The 16,315-nt window shown below is 60.3% G+C and carries 12 protein-coding genes and 1 pseudogene; 8 read left to right on the forward strand and 5 right to left on the reverse strand.

Features of this window, described 5'->3' with window-relative positions:
* The first annotated feature begins 218 nt into the window (after positions 1 to 218).
* Positions 219 to 986 (forward strand): TetR/AcrR family transcriptional regulator, encoded by a 768-nt coding sequence (locus AGA_RS11720; RefSeq protein WP_157065352.1) that lies wholly within the window; start codon positions 219 to 221, stop codon positions 984 to 986.
* Between the two features lie 7 nt (positions 987 to 993).
* On the opposite strand, the gene msrB is transcribed toward AGA_RS11720, so the two are convergent.
* Complete coding sequence (msrB, locus tag AGA_RS11725; protein WP_059024444.1) at positions 994 to 1,437, reverse strand: peptide-methionine (R)-S-oxide reductase MsrB; 444 nt, start codon at positions 1,435 to 1,437, stop codon at positions 994 to 996.
* Between the two features lie 291 nt (positions 1,438 to 1,728).
* Between msrB and AGA_RS11730 the strand changes: the two genes are divergently transcribed.
* The 4 genes and pseudogenes from AGA_RS11730 (at position 1,729) to AGA_RS11745 (ending at position 7,433) form a co-directional block, all read left to right on the forward strand.
* The gene (locus AGA_RS11730) at positions 1,729 to 3,225 is read left to right on the forward strand and encodes a sodium:solute symporter (protein ID WP_059024445.1); all 1,497 of its coding nucleotides are present in this window, start codon (positions 1,729 to 1,731) and stop codon (positions 3,223 to 3,225) included.
* Positions 3,222 to 4,188: pseudogene (locus AGA_RS11735) on the forward strand (N-acetylmuramic acid 6-phosphate etherase). The gene AGA_RS11730 and the pseudogene AGA_RS11735 overlap by 4 nt, the downstream one beginning before the upstream one ends.
* The gene (locus tag AGA_RS11740; RefSeq protein ID WP_059024446.1) at positions 4,188 to 5,168 is read left to right on the forward strand and encodes an N-acetylglucosamine kinase; all 981 of its coding nucleotides are present in this window, start codon (positions 4,188 to 4,190) and stop codon (positions 5,166 to 5,168) included. Before AGA_RS11735 ends, AGA_RS11740 begins: the two are co-directional and overlap by 1 nt.
* 93 nt (positions 5,169 to 5,261) lie before the next feature.
* Positions 5,262 to 7,433, forward strand: coding sequence for a beta-N-acetylhexosaminidase (locus tag AGA_RS11745; protein WP_231945818.1), 2,172 nt, complete (start codon positions 5,262 to 5,264; stop codon positions 7,431 to 7,433).
* Positions 7,434 to 7,460: 27 nt separating this feature from the next.
* Here AGA_RS11745 and AGA_RS11750 read toward each other — a convergent pair whose 3' ends face one another.
* Positions 7,461 to 9,158 carry a Na+/H+ antiporter gene (locus AGA_RS11750; protein WP_059024448.1) on the reverse strand — a complete coding sequence of 566 codons (1,698 nt, stop codon included), beginning with the start codon at positions 9,156 to 9,158 and terminating at the stop codon, positions 7,461 to 7,463.
* A 99-nt stretch (positions 9,159 to 9,257) separates the two neighbouring features.
* Positions 9,258 to 9,803: a DUF4142 domain-containing protein gene (locus AGA_RS11755; RefSeq protein ID WP_059024449.1), complete on the reverse strand. Its 546-nt coding sequence runs from the start codon at positions 9,801 to 9,803 to the stop codon at positions 9,258 to 9,260.
* Positions 9,804 to 10,213: 410 nt separating this feature from the next.
* Here AGA_RS11755 and AGA_RS11760 point away from each other — a divergent pair, with 410 nt between their 5' ends.
* Entirely contained in the window at positions 10,214 to 10,711 is a 498-nt protein-coding gene (locus AGA_RS11760; protein WP_059024450.1) for a hypothetical protein, read from the forward strand.
* Positions 10,712 to 10,738: 27 nt separating this feature from the next.
* On the opposite strand, the gene AGA_RS11765 is transcribed toward AGA_RS11760, so the two are convergent.
* Positions 10,739 to 11,644: a LysR family transcriptional regulator gene (locus AGA_RS11765; protein WP_059024451.1), complete on the reverse strand. Its 906-nt coding sequence runs from the start codon at positions 11,642 to 11,644 to the stop codon at positions 10,739 to 10,741.
* Between the two features lie 141 nt (positions 11,645 to 11,785).
* Here AGA_RS11765 and AGA_RS11770 point away from each other — a divergent pair, with 141 nt between their 5' ends.
* On the forward strand, positions 11,786 to 12,559 hold the full coding sequence (locus AGA_RS11770; RefSeq protein ID WP_059024452.1) for an SDR family oxidoreductase: 774 nt from the start codon (positions 11,786 to 11,788) through the stop codon (positions 12,557 to 12,559).
* A 236-nt stretch (positions 12,560 to 12,795) separates the two neighbouring features.
* Entirely contained in the window at positions 12,796 to 15,057 is a 2,262-nt protein-coding gene (locus AGA_RS11775) for a TonB-dependent receptor (RefSeq protein ID WP_059024453.1), read from the forward strand.
* Here the strand turns inward: AGA_RS11775 and AGA_RS11780 are convergent.
* Positions 15,054 to 16,250 carry an MFS transporter gene (locus AGA_RS11780; protein WP_231945820.1) on the reverse strand — a complete coding sequence of 399 codons (1,197 nt, stop codon included), beginning with the start codon at positions 16,248 to 16,250 and terminating at the stop codon, positions 15,054 to 15,056. The genes AGA_RS11775 and AGA_RS11780 overlap by 4 nt on opposite strands.
* Positions 16,251 to 16,315 lie beyond the last annotated feature (65 nt).

A 16,315-nucleotide genomic window follows, 5' to 3' on the forward strand; every position in this document is an offset into this window, starting at 1 on the left:
CCTGACATGATCGCTTGCCACATGGTGTGCCTGCTTTGTGTGTGGCCGAAAAGAACGGCCCGAACACCCCCTTTTCTTGCAACACATTCTTGCATTGCATTCTTGCACCGCGCGGAAAAGACCTCGAAATAAAAGTAGGACCCGGATATAAAACGGCCACATTGCACGTGCGTTAACACTCTTCCTCCTCTGCCCAGCTCACACAAAGCGGATAATCGTTGTCTCACCCCCCTCCCCGGTCGCCCAAAAGCTACCTTAGCAAGGCCCTTACCTTTGCCTCCCGTCCGCTGGACATGGCGAACCCATGCCTACAGGGGCGCAAGCGGCGCTGTGGCCGACCAACAACCGAGGTAACGGAAGACCTTGACCTGTACCTGCTGGAAATAGCAGCGGGGCTGTTTGTGCAGCACGGCTATGCAGGCACCTCCATAGACCAGATTGCCCGCAAGGCGTGCGCCAGCAAACAAACCCTCTACCGGCGTTACCCGTCCAAGGAAGCGCTGTTTATTGCTGTTGTCACCAACCTGACCGGGTCCGTGCTGCGGGCTATGGAAGAAACCCCGCTGACCAACCCGCTGGAAGAGCTGCGCCACATCAGCCGGCTGATGCTGGACCTGACCCTGCGGCCAGATGCGCTGGGCACCTACCGTATTCTTATTGCGGACGGGCACAGGCACCCCTCTTTGCAGCAGCAGGCGGTTGCGGCCATTGGCCAGCCCTTCCACAACAACTTTGTTCGCCTGCTCAAGGCTGCGGAGCAGAAGGGGCAGATCAACCCCGGCTTCGCCAACGATACAACTGCCCGCCTACTCACCGGCATGATTACCGGCTGGCCGATGGAAGACAGCCTGTTCGGCCTTGACCCTCTTAAGACCGAGCAGGAAAAGGAAGCCTTTTTCAACGAGGCATGGTCCTTCTTCCTCAGCGCCGTGGGGGGCAAGCAACCAGCCCCCGCAGCACACGCGCAGGAAGACGCACAGGTCTGAGCGGGCGTCAGGCGCTCCAGCCGCCTTGCTCCACCGGACGGGTGGCCACGTTGGGCTGCTCATCTGGCCGAAAATCCAGCGCAAGCCCGTTCATGCAGTAGCGCAGCCCCGTGGGAGGTGGCCCATCGGGAAAAACATGGCCCAGATGCCCCTCGCACTCCGCACAATGCGCCTCCTCACGGACCATGCCGTGGCTTGTGTCGCGCCGGGTGGCCACACCGCCGGGTTCCGCCGCCCAGAAGGAGGGCCAGCCGCTACCGCTCTCATATTTGGTTGTGGAGCGGAACAGCAGGGTCCCGCAGGCGGCGCAATGGTAGGCCCCTTCCCTTTTTTCCGCATTAAGCGGGCTGGAGCCGGGGTATTCCGTCCCGTGGCCCAGCAGAATCTGCTCCTGCTCGGCAGTCAGGGGCGCGCGTGGACCACACCCGCCAGAACTACAGTTTTGGGTCATAACGGTTCCTCTTTAAGCCAATGCTTGCTGCCAACAGTGCGCTGGCCGCAGCCCCTGCAAAATGTCCCACACGTTACCGCCCGCCAGCCCCGCGCGCCAAGCACCCTCTTTTCACACTCCGGCGATTGGGCTGTCATAAGCCACAGGTGACGCAACAAACAGATTGAGGGTTGATGCGGGGTCCGGCTGTTCCTACAGTTGGTCCCTCATCCGGCACAGCCTGCACGCCCTCCGGTTCGGCCTCCAGCCATCCGCGGGCTCCCCCAACACGGCGTAAAACAGGACCGTACCATGAGCCTTACAGACCTGCTGGTCATGCTGGCCTATCTGGCGGCCATGCCGGTTGTAGCCCTTGTGCTGGCGGGCCGTCAGTCCTCCCCCCAAAGCTATCTGGAAGGGCATGGAGACCTGCCGTGGTGGGCCTTGTGCCTCTCACTCGTGGCAACAGAAACCTCGACCCTGACCGTTATCAGCGTACCGGGCATTGCCTACGGCTCCGGCATGGTTTTTGTGGGGCTGGCACTGGGCTACCTGCTGGGCCGGTCCATTGTGGCATGGCTGTTCCTGCCCCTGTACCAGCAAGGTCAGATGCTCAGCGCATATGACTGGCTGGGCCAGCGTTTTGGTGCCCCCATGCAACGGCTTGCATCCGCCACGTTTCTCATAACCCGGCTGCTGGCCGAGGCCGTGCGCCTGTTTGCAGGCATGTTACCCCTTGCCACCATGCTGGCGGCCATGCACTGGCACCTCCCCCAACCCGTGGTGCTAGGCGCCATCATGCTGCTGACCCTGCTTTACACAGTTTGTGGCGGTCTGCGGGCTGTAGTGTGGTCGGACAGTTTGCAGTTCTGCCTGTACCTGTCCGGGGCAGCCGCGTGTGTGGGACTACTCTGGCACGCGGCCCCAACGGGCACATGGCATACCCTGCAACAGGCCGGACGGCTGCACCTGTTTGCCCACCATGCCTCCCTACTGAACAACCCTTTTACCCCTCTGGCGGCCATTGGCGGGGGCGCTCTGCTCTCCGTGGCATCCCACGGCACAGACCAGCTTATGGTCCAGCGCGTACTGGCGGCTCGCAGCCTGCGCGATGCCCGACTGGCCCTGATGGGCAGCGCCGTGGGAGTGGCCATTCTGTTTGCCCTGCTCTCCCTGACCGGCGTGCTGCTCTGGGTGCACAATGGTGGGCGAACACTGGAGCAGGCTGGCTTTTCCGCCCCGGATGCCATTTTTCCCGCCTATATTGTGTATGGCCTGCCGCCCGGACTGCGTGGGCTTATGCTGGCCGGCATTCTGGCCGCAACCATGGGATCACTGTCCGCCACGCTGTCCGCCATGACCGCCGCCAGTGTGGGAGATTTTGCCCCCCTGTGCGCCCGTGCCACCCGCGCCTTACGCTGCACGCCGCTAGGCTTTGCCCGACTGGTCACGCTGGCATGGGCTATGGCGCTGGTTGGCTGTGCCGGGCTGTTTGCCCATGGCAGCCAGTCCGCCATCATGCTTGGCCTGTCCATTGCCGCATGTGGGTATGGCCCCATGCTGGGCACCTTTGTTGCGGGCATGGCCATACCCCGCACCACAGCCCGTACGCTGGCCCCTGCCTTTGCCATGAGCGTGCCACTTATGGTGTGGACCATGCTGACGCTACGCCCTTACGGGCAGGCCCTTGCCTTCCCATGGCTTATCGTGCTGGGCATGGTAGCCCTGTTTGGGTTGGCAGGGTTATTCCATATAATGCACCTTATGTTTTGCACCCTGCGTGCCCGCAACCGGAAGCCGCTACCATGACCACTTTGCAGACCCCCAACCCGCTCATCCGCACGGAAATGCAGGACCCGCGTTACGATGGGCTGGACACATGGCCCACCAACACCGTGCTGGAAGCCCTGCTGGAAAGCCAGCTTGCCGCCACGGCTTCGGTCAAGGCCGCCCTGCCGGACATGGAAGCCGCCATTGCACAGGCCGTGCCCCGGCTGGAACGTGGGGGAAGGCTTTTTTACGTCGGGGCGGGGCACATCGGGCCGCATAGGGTTGCAGGACGGCGTGGAGCTGATTCCCACCTACGGGTGGCCGTCCGAGCGGCTGGTGCTGCTGCTGGCCGGAGGAGAGGCCGCCCTGTTCAGCCCCGTGGAAGGTGCGGAGGATGATGAGGAGGAAGCCCAGCGCGCCATAACCAGCCACAACCCCAAGGCGGATGATGTGGTCATTGGCATTGCCGCCAGTGGCGGCACACCCTACACCTGCGCCGCCCTTGCCAGCGCCCGCTTCTGCGGCAGCCTGACCATTGGCCTGTCCTGCACCCCCGGCGCGCGCCTAATGGCCGAAACCGATGTGGGAATCCTGACTGAAACAGGACCGGAGGTGGTTGCTGGCTCCACACGCATGAAGGCAGGCACAGCGCAGAAAATCTGCCTCAACCTGCTTTCCACAACACTCATGGTCCGCCTTGGCCATACGTGGCGGGGGCATATGGTGGACATGCGTATTGTCAACACCAAGCTGGTGCACCGCGCCCTGCGCATGATTACACAACTGACCAACTGCTCCGACGAGCAGGCGCAGGCGGCCCTGCTTAAGGCGGATGGTTCCATCAAACTGGCCATATTGCTCCGCCACGGGCTGGAACCGGCACAGGGCCGTATGCTGCTGCGCCTGTGCGATGGCCACCTGCGCAGAGCGCTGGAACTGCTGGCCGTGCAGGCCGCACGGGGCGTTGGCCCTACCGCCCAGCAAAGCCAGACGGTATCCTGATGGCTCATGCGCAAACCATTCTGGCGCTGGATGGCGGGGGCACCCACACGCGGGTTGCACTGATTACGCAGGATGCCCGCGTGCTGGCCCACGCCAACGGGCCAGGCTGCAACCCCTACGACAGGCCGGAATGGGCGCATAACCTGCGGAACCTGCTGCTAACCGTCCCCCATACGGGCCTATGTGCTGCGGTGCTGGGCATGGCGGGGTATGATGCAGCCCGACCCTCCTCCCACCAGCAGGTGGACGTGGCCCGCGCCGCCCTTGGCCCCCACATCCCCATAGCGTTGGAAAACGATGTGCAAACAGCCCACCGCGCGGCCTTTGCTGGTGGTGCAGGCATTTTTGTGCTGGCTGGCACAGGCTCCGTAGCGCAGGCCAGCACGGCTGATGGGCGTACCGCCCGCGCCGGAGGCTGGGGCTGGCTGTTTGGAGATGAAGGCGGAGGCTACTGGATAGGCTGCCACGCCCTTAACCATGCCGCCCGCTTTCTGGACGACCCGGACGTTCCATTTGCCCCGTTCGCACGTGGGCTGCTCCATGCGCTTGACCTCCCCACGCAGGGAGCTGGCGCGGCAGATGCCCTGCGAGAATGGCTGCGCACACGCCCCCACCCACGCTCCGCCGTGGGGGACGTGGCCCCAACGGTGCATATGCTGGCCCATGCGCAGGACCCCCACGCCCGCGCGCTCCTCCATGCGGCGGGGGACCATCTGGCCAATCTGGCCCGAACGGCCAGCAAAGGCATAACGGCTGACCAAACCTCCACCCTGCCGTGGAGTTATGGTGGTAGCGTTATGAACAGCCCATTTGTACGCGAGCGTGTTGCCACCATGCTGGAACGCCCCCCGACCGCCCCCATTCTTCCCCCGCTGGGGGGAGCCGCCCTGCACGCAGCCCAACTGGCCGGATGGCAGGTGGATACGGCATGGGTCCATACGCTGTCCCTCGCGCTCTCGACCCAAAAAATAGCAGCATGACCCAATCGTTTTCAAAAAACTTCCATCCGAACCCTGCTGCTGTGTGGGCTTGCTCTGGCAGGGGCCACACCCCATACGGCTCTGGCGCAGACCGTGCTGGATGCACGCCAGAACAACCTGCCACCTACCTTTGCCCGCAACGGAGTGCGCCTGCCGCAGGTCATGCCCAGCCCTGCCGTTATGCAAAGCACCGGGGCCGCCTTTGCCCTGCCCCAAAGCCTGACCCTGAAATGGAACACGCCACCCACGCCGCTGCTGCTCCGTGCGGCAGAGCGGCTGCGCACCCGGCTTTCCATCCTTGCAGGCCGCACGGTGGACTTTACCACTACACCCGATGCACAAGGCGGGCTTGAGCTCACAATCCAGACCACAAAGGATACGGCATTCCCCGGCCCAACCATGCGGGAAGGCTATATGCTGGATGTTGCGCCCACCGGCATAACACTCACGGCGCAGGGGCCTGCGGGCGTGCTGCACGGCATGGCCAGCCTGAGCCAGCTTGTACGGCAGGAGCTGGATGGCCCCGTTCTGGCACAGGCCCATATGGAGGACGCACCGCGCTTTGCATGGCGCGGCCTCATGCTGGACACAAGCAGGCACTTCATCCCGCTAGCGGACCTCATGCGCCAACTGGACGCCATGGAAATGGTCAAGCTGAATGTGCTGCACCTCCATTTGTCCGATGGCGCAGCCTTTAGGGTGGAAAGCAAAAAATTCCCACGCCTGCATACCGTAGGCAGCCACGGGCAATATTACACGCAGGACCAGATCCGCCAGCTTGTGCGCGAGGCAGCGGATAGAGGCATACGCATTGTGCCGGAATTTGATACGCCGGGACACAGTTACGCCATGCTGCTGGCCTACCCGCGCTATGCCGCCAACCTGCCGCTCAACACCACCGACCGGGCGGAGATCAACCGCGCAGCACTGGACCCCACCAACCCGGCAACGGCAGGCTTTGTTAACGCAGTGTACGCGGAGATGGCCTCCCTATTCCCCGACCCTGTATTCCACATTGGGGGGGACGAGGTGGTGGCAAAACAGTGGACGCAATCCCCCCATATTGCGGCCTATATGAAGCAGCACCACATTGCGTCGGTCGCGGCCCTACAGGCGGACTATACCCGCCATGTGGCGCAGGCCCTCCGCCTGCGGGGCAAAACCGTTATGGGCTGGGACGAGGTGCAGGAGGCGGACATCCCGCCTGACACCATTATAGAAAGCTGGCGTGGCCCCGCCCACACCGCACAGGCCACTGCCGCAGGCCGCGCCACGGTTATATCCGGCCCCTATTATCTGGACCGGCTTCTGCCAGCCAGCGCCTATTACACCACCGACCCGATGGATACGCACAAAGGCGCGGCGGAAGCACAGGCCGCGGCACAAACCACCGGCCCCGCCCCGCCCGATACCCCGGTGGCCACAGCGCCAACACCCGCTGTGCCAGACCAGACGGCGGACGCCCCCCTGCCGCCGCTCAGTGACGCGCAGAAAAGCCATGTGCTGGGGGCCGAGGCCGCTTTGTGGACCGAAGTGGTCTCGCCCGACATGCTGGATGCGCGCCTGTGGCCCCGTGTTATTGCCGTGGCGGAACGCTTCTGGTCGCCTGAAACATGCTGCGATGTTGCCACCCTGTACCCCAGACTGGCCATGATGCAGGACCGGCTGAACCTGCTGGGCCTCAAAACCCGTTCCAACACCCTGCGTATGCTGGACCGGCTGGCACCGGGGGAAACAGAGGCTGCGGACATTCTGCTCTCCGCCGTCTCACCCGTGCGCAATTACGCGCATAACCATGAATTTTTGCAAATCCGGCACAAGCAGACCGCCACCTTACAGCCCCTTGGCACTCCAGCAGACATTGCCAGCCCCGACAGCTTTGAAGCCGAAGCCTTTAATGCCGAAGCGCAGGCCTTTATCAGCGGCCACACCGAGTTACGCCCGGAGTTGGAGCGGATGTTAATCCTGTGGGCTAATAATGACAGCGCGTTTGAGCGGGCCGCCGCACACAATGCGGGCCTGACACCCGCACTGGCGGCCTCCACCCAACTGGCCCGGCTGGCCCGCGCGGGGCTTGCCGCCCTTGGCCCCATCCACCCCCTGAACTGGCGTGAAGATGCGCGGGACGCCCTGAATACGGCCAAAAAGGATATTGCCGCCTCGTCCAGCATTCATGTGGTCACCAATACGCCCCAACCGGAAGGGGATCTGATCCAGCGTATTGTACCCGGCGTGGAAGTGCTGCTTGATCAGGCCATACCCTAAGCGGGGCGCAATGGCGCAAGTCGGGCTTTACCCCTCCCGTGGCAGACGTTGGACGAGGGCGTGAATAACCTCTTCCTCGTAATCAAGCTCTTGCTGGAGCTTCCATTCCGTCTGGTCATTAATCTCCTGCCGGGCAACCAGTTCCCGCATGGTCTGCCGCTCCGCACGCAGAATTTGTAACCGCAGGGCCAGCTCCATACGGGCGTGCCTTATGGCGCTGCGTCGGTCGGCCTGAGCAATACGGGGAGTAGCGTCCTCCTGCTCCAACCGGCTCTGGTAGAGCCGGGTCAGGCGGTCGATCACCTCCATACGCGCGGCTTCTATAGCCGCCTTGTCCTCCTCCGTTTCTGGCGGGGTTTCTATGGCAGGTGTGCCTTCCGCCTTGTGCAGCAGGTCCAGCGCCGCACGCAGCAGCTTCTGCCGGGCCAAGTTTTCTTCCTCTGCGTTTTTGTCCACCTCCTCGGCGGGCACAAATCTGAGGCACAGGGGGATAACAACACTGGCCACCAGCAAGGAGAGAATAATAACCCCAGCCGCAATAACCACCACCGGCTCACGCGTGGGGAATGGCATGGTGCCATCCTCCCCCGTGGGCAAAGACAGCACAGCGGCCAGTGTCACCGCGCCGCGTACACCGGCAAAAGTCAGCAATAGGCTGGCAGCAAGCCCTGTTGGCTCAAACGGAATGTTATTAATCCGCGCCACGGCCCAACGGCAGGCAATGGACAGCCAGACCCCGGCCAGCCGCATAAGCAGCATGATGCCGTAAATTTCCACCACCAGCAGGCCAAGCCGCCACATACCAATATGGTGGGCCAGTACCAACGTACGCGCACTTTGCAGCAGGCTAGGCAGTTGCAGCCCTAAAAACAGAAAGATAAGCGCGTTAAACACGTAGCTGATCATGGTCCACACCGTGGTGGATTGCAGGCGCGTAGTGGTGGATGCGTCCTCTATGATCCCCGAAAGCTTGATGACCATGCACCCCGCAACGGCTGCCAGAATACCCGAACACCCCAAAGCCTCTGCTGCGGCATAAACCAGAAAAGGCAGCAGCAGCACAAACACGATCTGGGACTGTGTCTCATCATACCCGGAGTTGGTCAGCATCTTGTTTAGGCGGGCGGCAACCCATGCCATACACCCGCCAATGGCCAGCCCGCCAAATGCCACAAGCAAAAACGTGCCAAAAGCCTGCTGGTAGGAGAACTCCCCCGTAAGCGCATCCGCCATGGCAAAGCGAAAACACACAAGGCCCGAGGCATCGTTAAACAGCGCCTCGCCCGACAGAAGCTGCAACAGCCGCGTGGGCACACGCCTACCCTTGATAAGGCTGGAGACGGCCACCGTATCTGTGGGGGAGAGCGCCGCCGCCAGTGTAAAGCAGACCGGCAGGCTCATAACCGGCAGAATCCAGTGGATGGCATACCCGCACAGCAGGGTGCTCAGGACCACCAGCCCAAACGCCAAAAACAGGATAGGCCCGCGCAGCTCACCAAACTCGCGCAGCGGCATACGGAACGCATCCGCAAACAGCAGGGGGGGCAGAAAAACGAACATAAACAGTTCGGGGTGCAGCCGCACATTCATGCCCGCCAGCCCAGCCCCCACACCCAGCGCAATCAGAATAACGGGTTGCGGAACCTTCTGGCGCAAGCGCAGGGTTATCAGGCTGCTGACGGCTGTCAGCAGCAACAGAAGCAGGATGAGTTCTATGGTCAGCATGGTGCGCGCCCTTTGCAGGGCTTCCTGCTTTTTTGCAAGCGATTATCAGCTTGTTGCGGCATATCCGGCTACCGGCGGCAGTCAGCCGCAAACAGCGCCTTAGTGCAGTTGTGCCTGATAGGTGGCCAGTTTAGCCTGCGTATCCCGCGCGATTGCAACCAGATCGGTATCTTTGGAGGCTGCTATTTGTTTGGCCAGAACTGGCTTTATTCTGGCATCCGCGCTGGAAAAATAACGGATATAGCGTTTATCAAACGCGGCTCCGTACAGATGCTGCATCTGATCTATCTGCTTTTGGTCAGTGGCGGAGGGCTTGTCTGTTAGGGTCAGGGCGTGGCTGGTTGCCAGTTTGGTCAACCGGGCCTGAAGCGCGGTCAGGTCCTGCCCGATGGTTGCGGCAACAAGCGCAATGTCACTCCGCCCTGCATGGGTTCTGGCGTTTTTGGCCGCGGCAATCTGGGCCAGATTCAGGGCGTTGAGCTTTTGGGCCAAATCCGCGTCCGCAGCGGTAAAGGGGGCGGGCTTTGCAAGCGCGGGCAAAGGCGGGGCAATAGGTTGTTCGGGCGCAATATAAGCGCACCCACCCAACACCATGAGCAGAATGGGAGAAAACACACGCGCCTTATGGCGGAACAGAAACGACATGACTGGGCAGTTCTCCCTGCGGCAAGGTCCAAAAGCGTGGCACAGCTACGCCCAGCATTGGGAGTGATGTTTGCATAAAGCAAACAGGCAGGCTGCACTTGTAACTTTTACATTTGTAACAGTAGCCACCCATGTGACTGCATAACCTATGATGAAAGCTTACGCCGCGGAAGGCAAGACTACGGCGCGTGTTTTACACTTCGGTTTGCGCCTTGCATCTGGCGGACAGAACACAGTAGGCTGGGTGTGGCTAACATGCCGCGCGGGGGCATGCGCCCATTCTGGATGTTGGGATATTCCATTATATGAACTGTCGTCTTTTAAATTTACTCGCTCTTTCCTCTCTCTCCATCGGGTTAAGCGGATGCGGCTATTTTGATTCACGGGCCGCGCACAAGGCGCAGATCACCATGATCGGCATGACCTCCTACGACCTTCAGTCCTGCGCCGGTCTGCCAAGTGCCACCAAGCAGATTAACGATACAACGCAGATTTACATCTACAACGGCACGCAGCCCCAACCGAGTTATGGCGGCTCCACCCTTATTCCCATAGGGGACATTGCAACAACCATTGCCCAGCTTGGCGGCGGCGGCGGCACGACCTGCTCGGCCGTAATCCGGCTTGACCATGACCGGGTGGCCGATGTGCATTACACCGGCAATAATGATGAACTGATTGGCACGGATGGCATCTGTTCCATTATTACCCGCGGTTGCTCCCGCCAGCCCGAAAGCACCATGAACAAGTCCACCGGCAGCCTGCTGTTTGGTCCTGTTTCCGCCTTCCACCAGCCCAAGGCTCCCAACCAGTCCACCAATGCCACCTACTCCCCTCAGGCGGGAACGGTGGAAATGAACACGGATAAAAACTCCAAGGACCCGGCTATTATCCCGCGCAAACAATAAGGCTACCCACGCTCTGGCTGGGCGCCATCAGACCAGATGCCCGGCCAGAAGCCCCTCCAGCCAACCGGCAAATGCCTGCAACCGGGAGGAAAGATGCCGCCTGTGGGGGTATAACAGCGTAACCGGCATGGCGGGCGCGCACCATTGTGGCAGTACCGCACACAGCCTACCGCTCTCCACCAGGGCACGCACATCATACTGCGGCACCTGAATAAGCCCCAGCCCGGCAAGGCAGCAGGCTATTTGTGTTTCCGAGCTGTTCACCGTGACCGGCCCCGGCAGGTCCAACGTGTGGAGTTGGCCATCCGCCTCCCACTCCCACGCCTCCACCCGCCCATTGGCGGGGGACATGTAACGCACGGCAAGGTGTCCGTCCTGCACCAGATCCGCCGGGATGCGGGGCACACCGTGCCGGGCAAGGTATTCCGGACTTGCCACGTTAAGCAGCGTCATCTGCCCCATACGCCGCGCAATCAGCCCTGAATCATGCAAAACGCCGACCCGGAGCACACAGTCCAGCCCTTCCTCCGTCAGGTTAACGGGCCTGTCCGTTACCCCCAGCTCCAGCTTTATACCCGGATAGGCCGCCACAAACTCCGGCAAAGCGGGGGCAACAATCAGCCGGCCAATACGGGCTGGCAGGCTGACGCGCAGCAGGCCCTGCACATGCCCCCGTTCGCGGCGGAAGAGGTCCTCCGCCTCGTCCATATCCGCCACCAACCTGATGCAATGTTCGTAAAAAGCCAGCCCATCGGGCGTGGGCGTTACGGAGCGGGTCGTGCGGGTTAACAACCTTGCCCCCACACGCCCCTCCAGCGCCTGCACAGCCGTGGATACGGTGGAACGGGGCAGGCCCAGCGTTTCTGCCGCACGGGTAAAACTGCCCGTTTCCACCACCCGCGCAAAAATGCGGCACTGATCTATGCGGTCCACCAGCCTACCTCCTGCCCATATTGTTCGTAAAATCTGACAAGTCTTATCATATAGGGGAACTTTATCTGAAATTCACCAATGATACTGTGAGAGGCAGAAAAACGGGCATGGGCCTGTTTGTACCCAAAAGGCAGTCCAGACATGACCAAACACAGCATTGCCGGCAAAACCGTCCTGATAACAGGCGGCGCCAAAAATCTTGGTGGCCAGATTGCACGCGATCTGGCGGCACAAAGGGCCAAAACCATTGTTATTCACTACCACAGCGCCGCCAGCGAGGCAGATGCCAAGGCAACCCTACACGCCATCCAGCAGACCGGCGCACAGGCTTTTGCTTTTCAGGCAGACCTGACACAGCCGGGCGCTGTTGCGGGTCTGTTTGCAAAAACCCTGCACGCTGCGGGGTCTTTGGATATTGCTATTAACACCGTAGGCAAGGTGCTTAAAAAAACCATAGCGGACACAACGGACGAAGAATACGACGCCATGTTCGCCATTAATACAAAAGTGGCGTACCAGTTTATCCGCGAAGCAGGCAAACATCTGAACAACAATGGCAAGCTGCTCAGCATTGTTACCTCCCTGCTTGGGGCTTACACGCCATTCTACAGCACCTATGCCGGGGCCAAGGCTGCGGTTGAACACTTTACCCGCGCCGCCTCCAAGGAGCTGGGGGCACGCGGCATTTCGGTCAACGCCATTGGACCGGGGCCAATGGATACCCCCTTCTTTTACGGGCAGGAAGAACCTGAGGCCGTGGCCTACCACAAAACGGCTGCCGCACTTTCCTCCTTCAGCAGCACGGGACTGACCGAGGTGGGGGACATTGTGCCCCATGTGCGCTTTATGGTCTCTGATGGTTGGTGGATGACCGGGCAGACCATTCTGGTCAACGGTGGATACACCACAAAATAACCCTGTATTATCTCTATTTTTTATAAAACGGCTCTTCCTGCGTCCAAAGCGGGAGGAGCCGTTTGGCTTGGTGGCCCACGCCCCTCCCCCTTGTGTGGCCGCCCCCGCCATACGTTGCACAAATACAACAGACGTTTTGCCGCGTTGCGTGAACCACATAATTTTAGTTGTTATGTTATATTATAACTAATAGCTATGCGGCCCTTGGCTCACTCCAGTTCAGGCAACATGCAACCATGACCTTCCGACCCTCTGGTCTTCTCCTTTGCTCCTCTTTCCTGAGCGGTCTGGTGGTAACGGGCCATACGGCAGCAGCCCAGACGGCCACAACCACACCGCAGGTTACGGCTACAGCCAACACCCAGCCCTCCTCCACCACGGCCAAAAAAATTCCGGTCCGTAAAGGAAGCGAGACTGTAAAGGTTATTCCTCAAAACACTACGCACGAGGCGGAGCAGGTTATTGTAACCGCACACCTTGACCGCGCACGCTCCGAGCTTTCGCCCACCACGGGGGCCAGCGTTTACCGGTTTAGCCGTCAGTCTCTGGAAAACATTCCGGGTGGGGATAATGCACCGCTTAATCAGGTTCTTTTGCAAGCCCCCGGTGTTGCGCAGGATAGTTACGGACAGATCCACGTTCGTGGAGACCATAACGAGGTGCAGTTCCGGCTGGATGGCGTGCAGCTCCCCGAAGGGCTAAGTGTATTCGGGCAGGCGTTGATGACGCGTTTTGCCAACAACATGTCCCTCACCACCGGTGCACTACCTAGCCAGTTCGGTTTTCTACAGGCTGCTGTGGTAGATATTACAACCAAAAACGGCACCACCAATGCAGGGGGCAACCTGTCCATTTACGGCGGTGCGCGGGATTACTTCTTCCCTTCCCTGCAATACGGTTTTCACAAAGGGAAGTGGGATTTTTTTGCCACGGCGGATTTTGTGCATGACCGGGTGGGGATTGAAAACACCACAGGGTCGTTTAATGCCCTGCATGACCTGAGCAACCAGTACCACTTTCTGGGCCACACCCGTTACACGGTGGATGAAGACACGCGTATAAGCCTGATTGCCGGGGTCTCCAACGCGGAATACCAGTTGCCCAACAACCCGGGGCAGGACTGGAACCATGACTACACGCCCCCCGCCAATGTAACGCCAAGCAGCAACAGCCTGAACGAGCACCAAAAGCAGATTACGGACTTTGCAATCCTGTCCCTGCAAAAGGAAATTGGAGCCTTTAGCCTACAGGATTCCGTATTTACCCGTTACAGCAGCCTGCGTTATTCCCCCGACCCAACGGGAGACCTGTATTACTTTGGCAACGCCCAGTGGGCTGCACGGTCTGTTTTTTCCACCGGCACACAGCATGATGTAACGTGGCGGGCCGCACGGGACCACACCGTACGGTTTGGTTTTCAGGTTTTTGTGGAGCGGAACGTTTCCAAATCCACATCCTCCGTGTTCAGTCAGGCGGCGGATGGCTCATACGATGCCACCCCCATCAGTGTGCATGACGGTAGCGGCAAAACCGGTATGGTTTATGGCCTGTATGCGCAGGATGAGTGGCAACCGCTCAAGAACCTGACCATAAACTACGGTCTGCGGTTTGATGGTGTGAGCGAATACACATCCGAACATCAGGTCAGCCCACGTGTGAACGTTGTGTGGAAACCGTGGAACGGCGGCACCCTGCACGCCGGATATTCGCGCTACTTTACGCCGCCTCCGTTCGAGGTTGTCAGCAGTTCCTCGCTTTACCGTTTTGCGAACACAAGTGGCGCGCCGCAGAACTACCAGAATGACAAAGTCCGTGCTGAACGCGACCATTATTTTGATGCAGGCTTTGACCAGACCATTCTGCCCGGCTGGCACGTTTCGTTCGACGCGTATTACAAGCTGGCCAAAAACCTGATTGATGAAGGCCAGTTTGGCGCGCCCATCATCATGACCGGCTTTAACTACCGGCATGGGCAGGTTAACGGGTACGAGGTCAGCACATCCTACGACCGTGGTCCGCTTTCCCTTTACGGCAATTTTGCATGGTCACGCGCCATAGGCAAAGACATTACCAGCGCTCAGTTCAACTTTGACCCCAATGACCTGAAATACATCAGCAACCGCTGGGTCCATCTGGACCACGACCAGCGCTGGACCGCCTCCGCCGGGGCAGCCTATACGCTGTTCCACAAAACGCGCTTTCCGCTCCGCCTGTCCGCCACCATGGTGTATGGCAGTGGCCTGCGTGCGGATGATGATGCCAACGACATCCCCAACGGTCTTGCATTAACCCCTTACGCCACAGTCAATTTTTCTGCCGTGCAGACTATCCATAATACTTTTGGCACCGCATGGCAGGGGGATACGCAGCTGCGTCTGGATGTCATCAATCTGGGAGACCATACCTACCTGCTGCGTGATGGTTCCGGCATTGGCGTGGGCGCACCCCAGTATGGCCTACGCCGGACCATTCTGTGCGGGATTTCCCAAGGGTTCTAACGCCACTCTGGCTGGCAAAGACCACCATACGGCTCTTTGCCAGCCCCCCTGATCAGGCCTGTTTTCTGGCCCCAACCACAAACCGGCCCGCGCCCAGTACCAGCAGGGCCAGCACGGCAATGCCAGCACTCCACGCCAGCACCGCATAAGGGCCGGAGCCCCCCAGCACGACCCCACCACACAAAGCCCCCATACCAATCCCCGCCATTAAAGCCGGTTACGCTAAAGGAGCAGGCGGCCTCCCGCTCATCCGGAGCCAGCTCCATGGCGTAGTTCTGGGGGGCCATGTTCATAAATGCGCTCACAATCCCCCACACAACCATATCCACCCAGATCAGGCCGGGCATCCACCCTGCGGCCACCATAACCCCGTGGCTGGCAACAAGAGCCGCCGTTGCAATGCCAATAAGGCGGCCGGACGAACAGGGCAGCCGCGCCCCAACCCAGTTGCCACCAATGCCGGAAACCCCATAAACCAGAAGCAGAACGGGTATAAGATGTTCCGGACTATGCGGAATATCCTGCAATAACGGCACAACATAAGTATAGGCGGTAAAGTGCGCGGTAATAACCAGCATGGTCAGCACCGCAATATACGCAAATACCGGCTGACGGAGCAGACGCCGCAGGTCAAGGTGCCTGCGCTGCGCGGGCATGGCGGGCAAAAGTGCCAGCACGGCGGCAAACACCACCAACGCACTGACACCGCAAACAGCAAAAGCCGCACGCCAGCCCAACCACTGCCCAATGGCGGACGCCAGCGGAATACCCGCGGCAAACCCAACAGCCACCCCGCCAAAGGCCCAGCCCGTTGCCCGTGCAACCGGCATATCCGGCGCCAGCCGGACCGCAACCCCGGCAATAACCGACCAGAAAATACCATGCCCAAACGCCAGTATAATGCGCAACACGGCCATAACGGCATAGTTGGTCACAAAGGCGCAGGCCACATCCACACACCCGGCCAGCAGTAACAGACCAGCAACAAGCGTGCGCCGGTCCACGCCGGACGTTAACAGGGTTAATGGTATGGCCGTCACCGCCACCAGCCACGCATACCCCGTAACAAGCAGCCCCGCTTGCCCGGGCGAAACGTGCAGGCCTTGCGCAATGTCGGTCAGCAGACCAATGGGCATGATCTCGGTCACAAGCCAGATGAATGTCCCGACCGAGAGTATGACAAGACGTACCATGGTGACAAAACCCGACACAAAAAAGGAGTAAAAGCCACCGAGGCCCTACTATGCCCCACCACCGT

Origin of the sequence: Acetobacter ghanensis (assembly GCF_001499675.1) — a bacterium.
GTDB lineage: Bacteria > Pseudomonadota > Alphaproteobacteria > Acetobacterales > Acetobacteraceae > Acetobacter > Acetobacter ghanensis.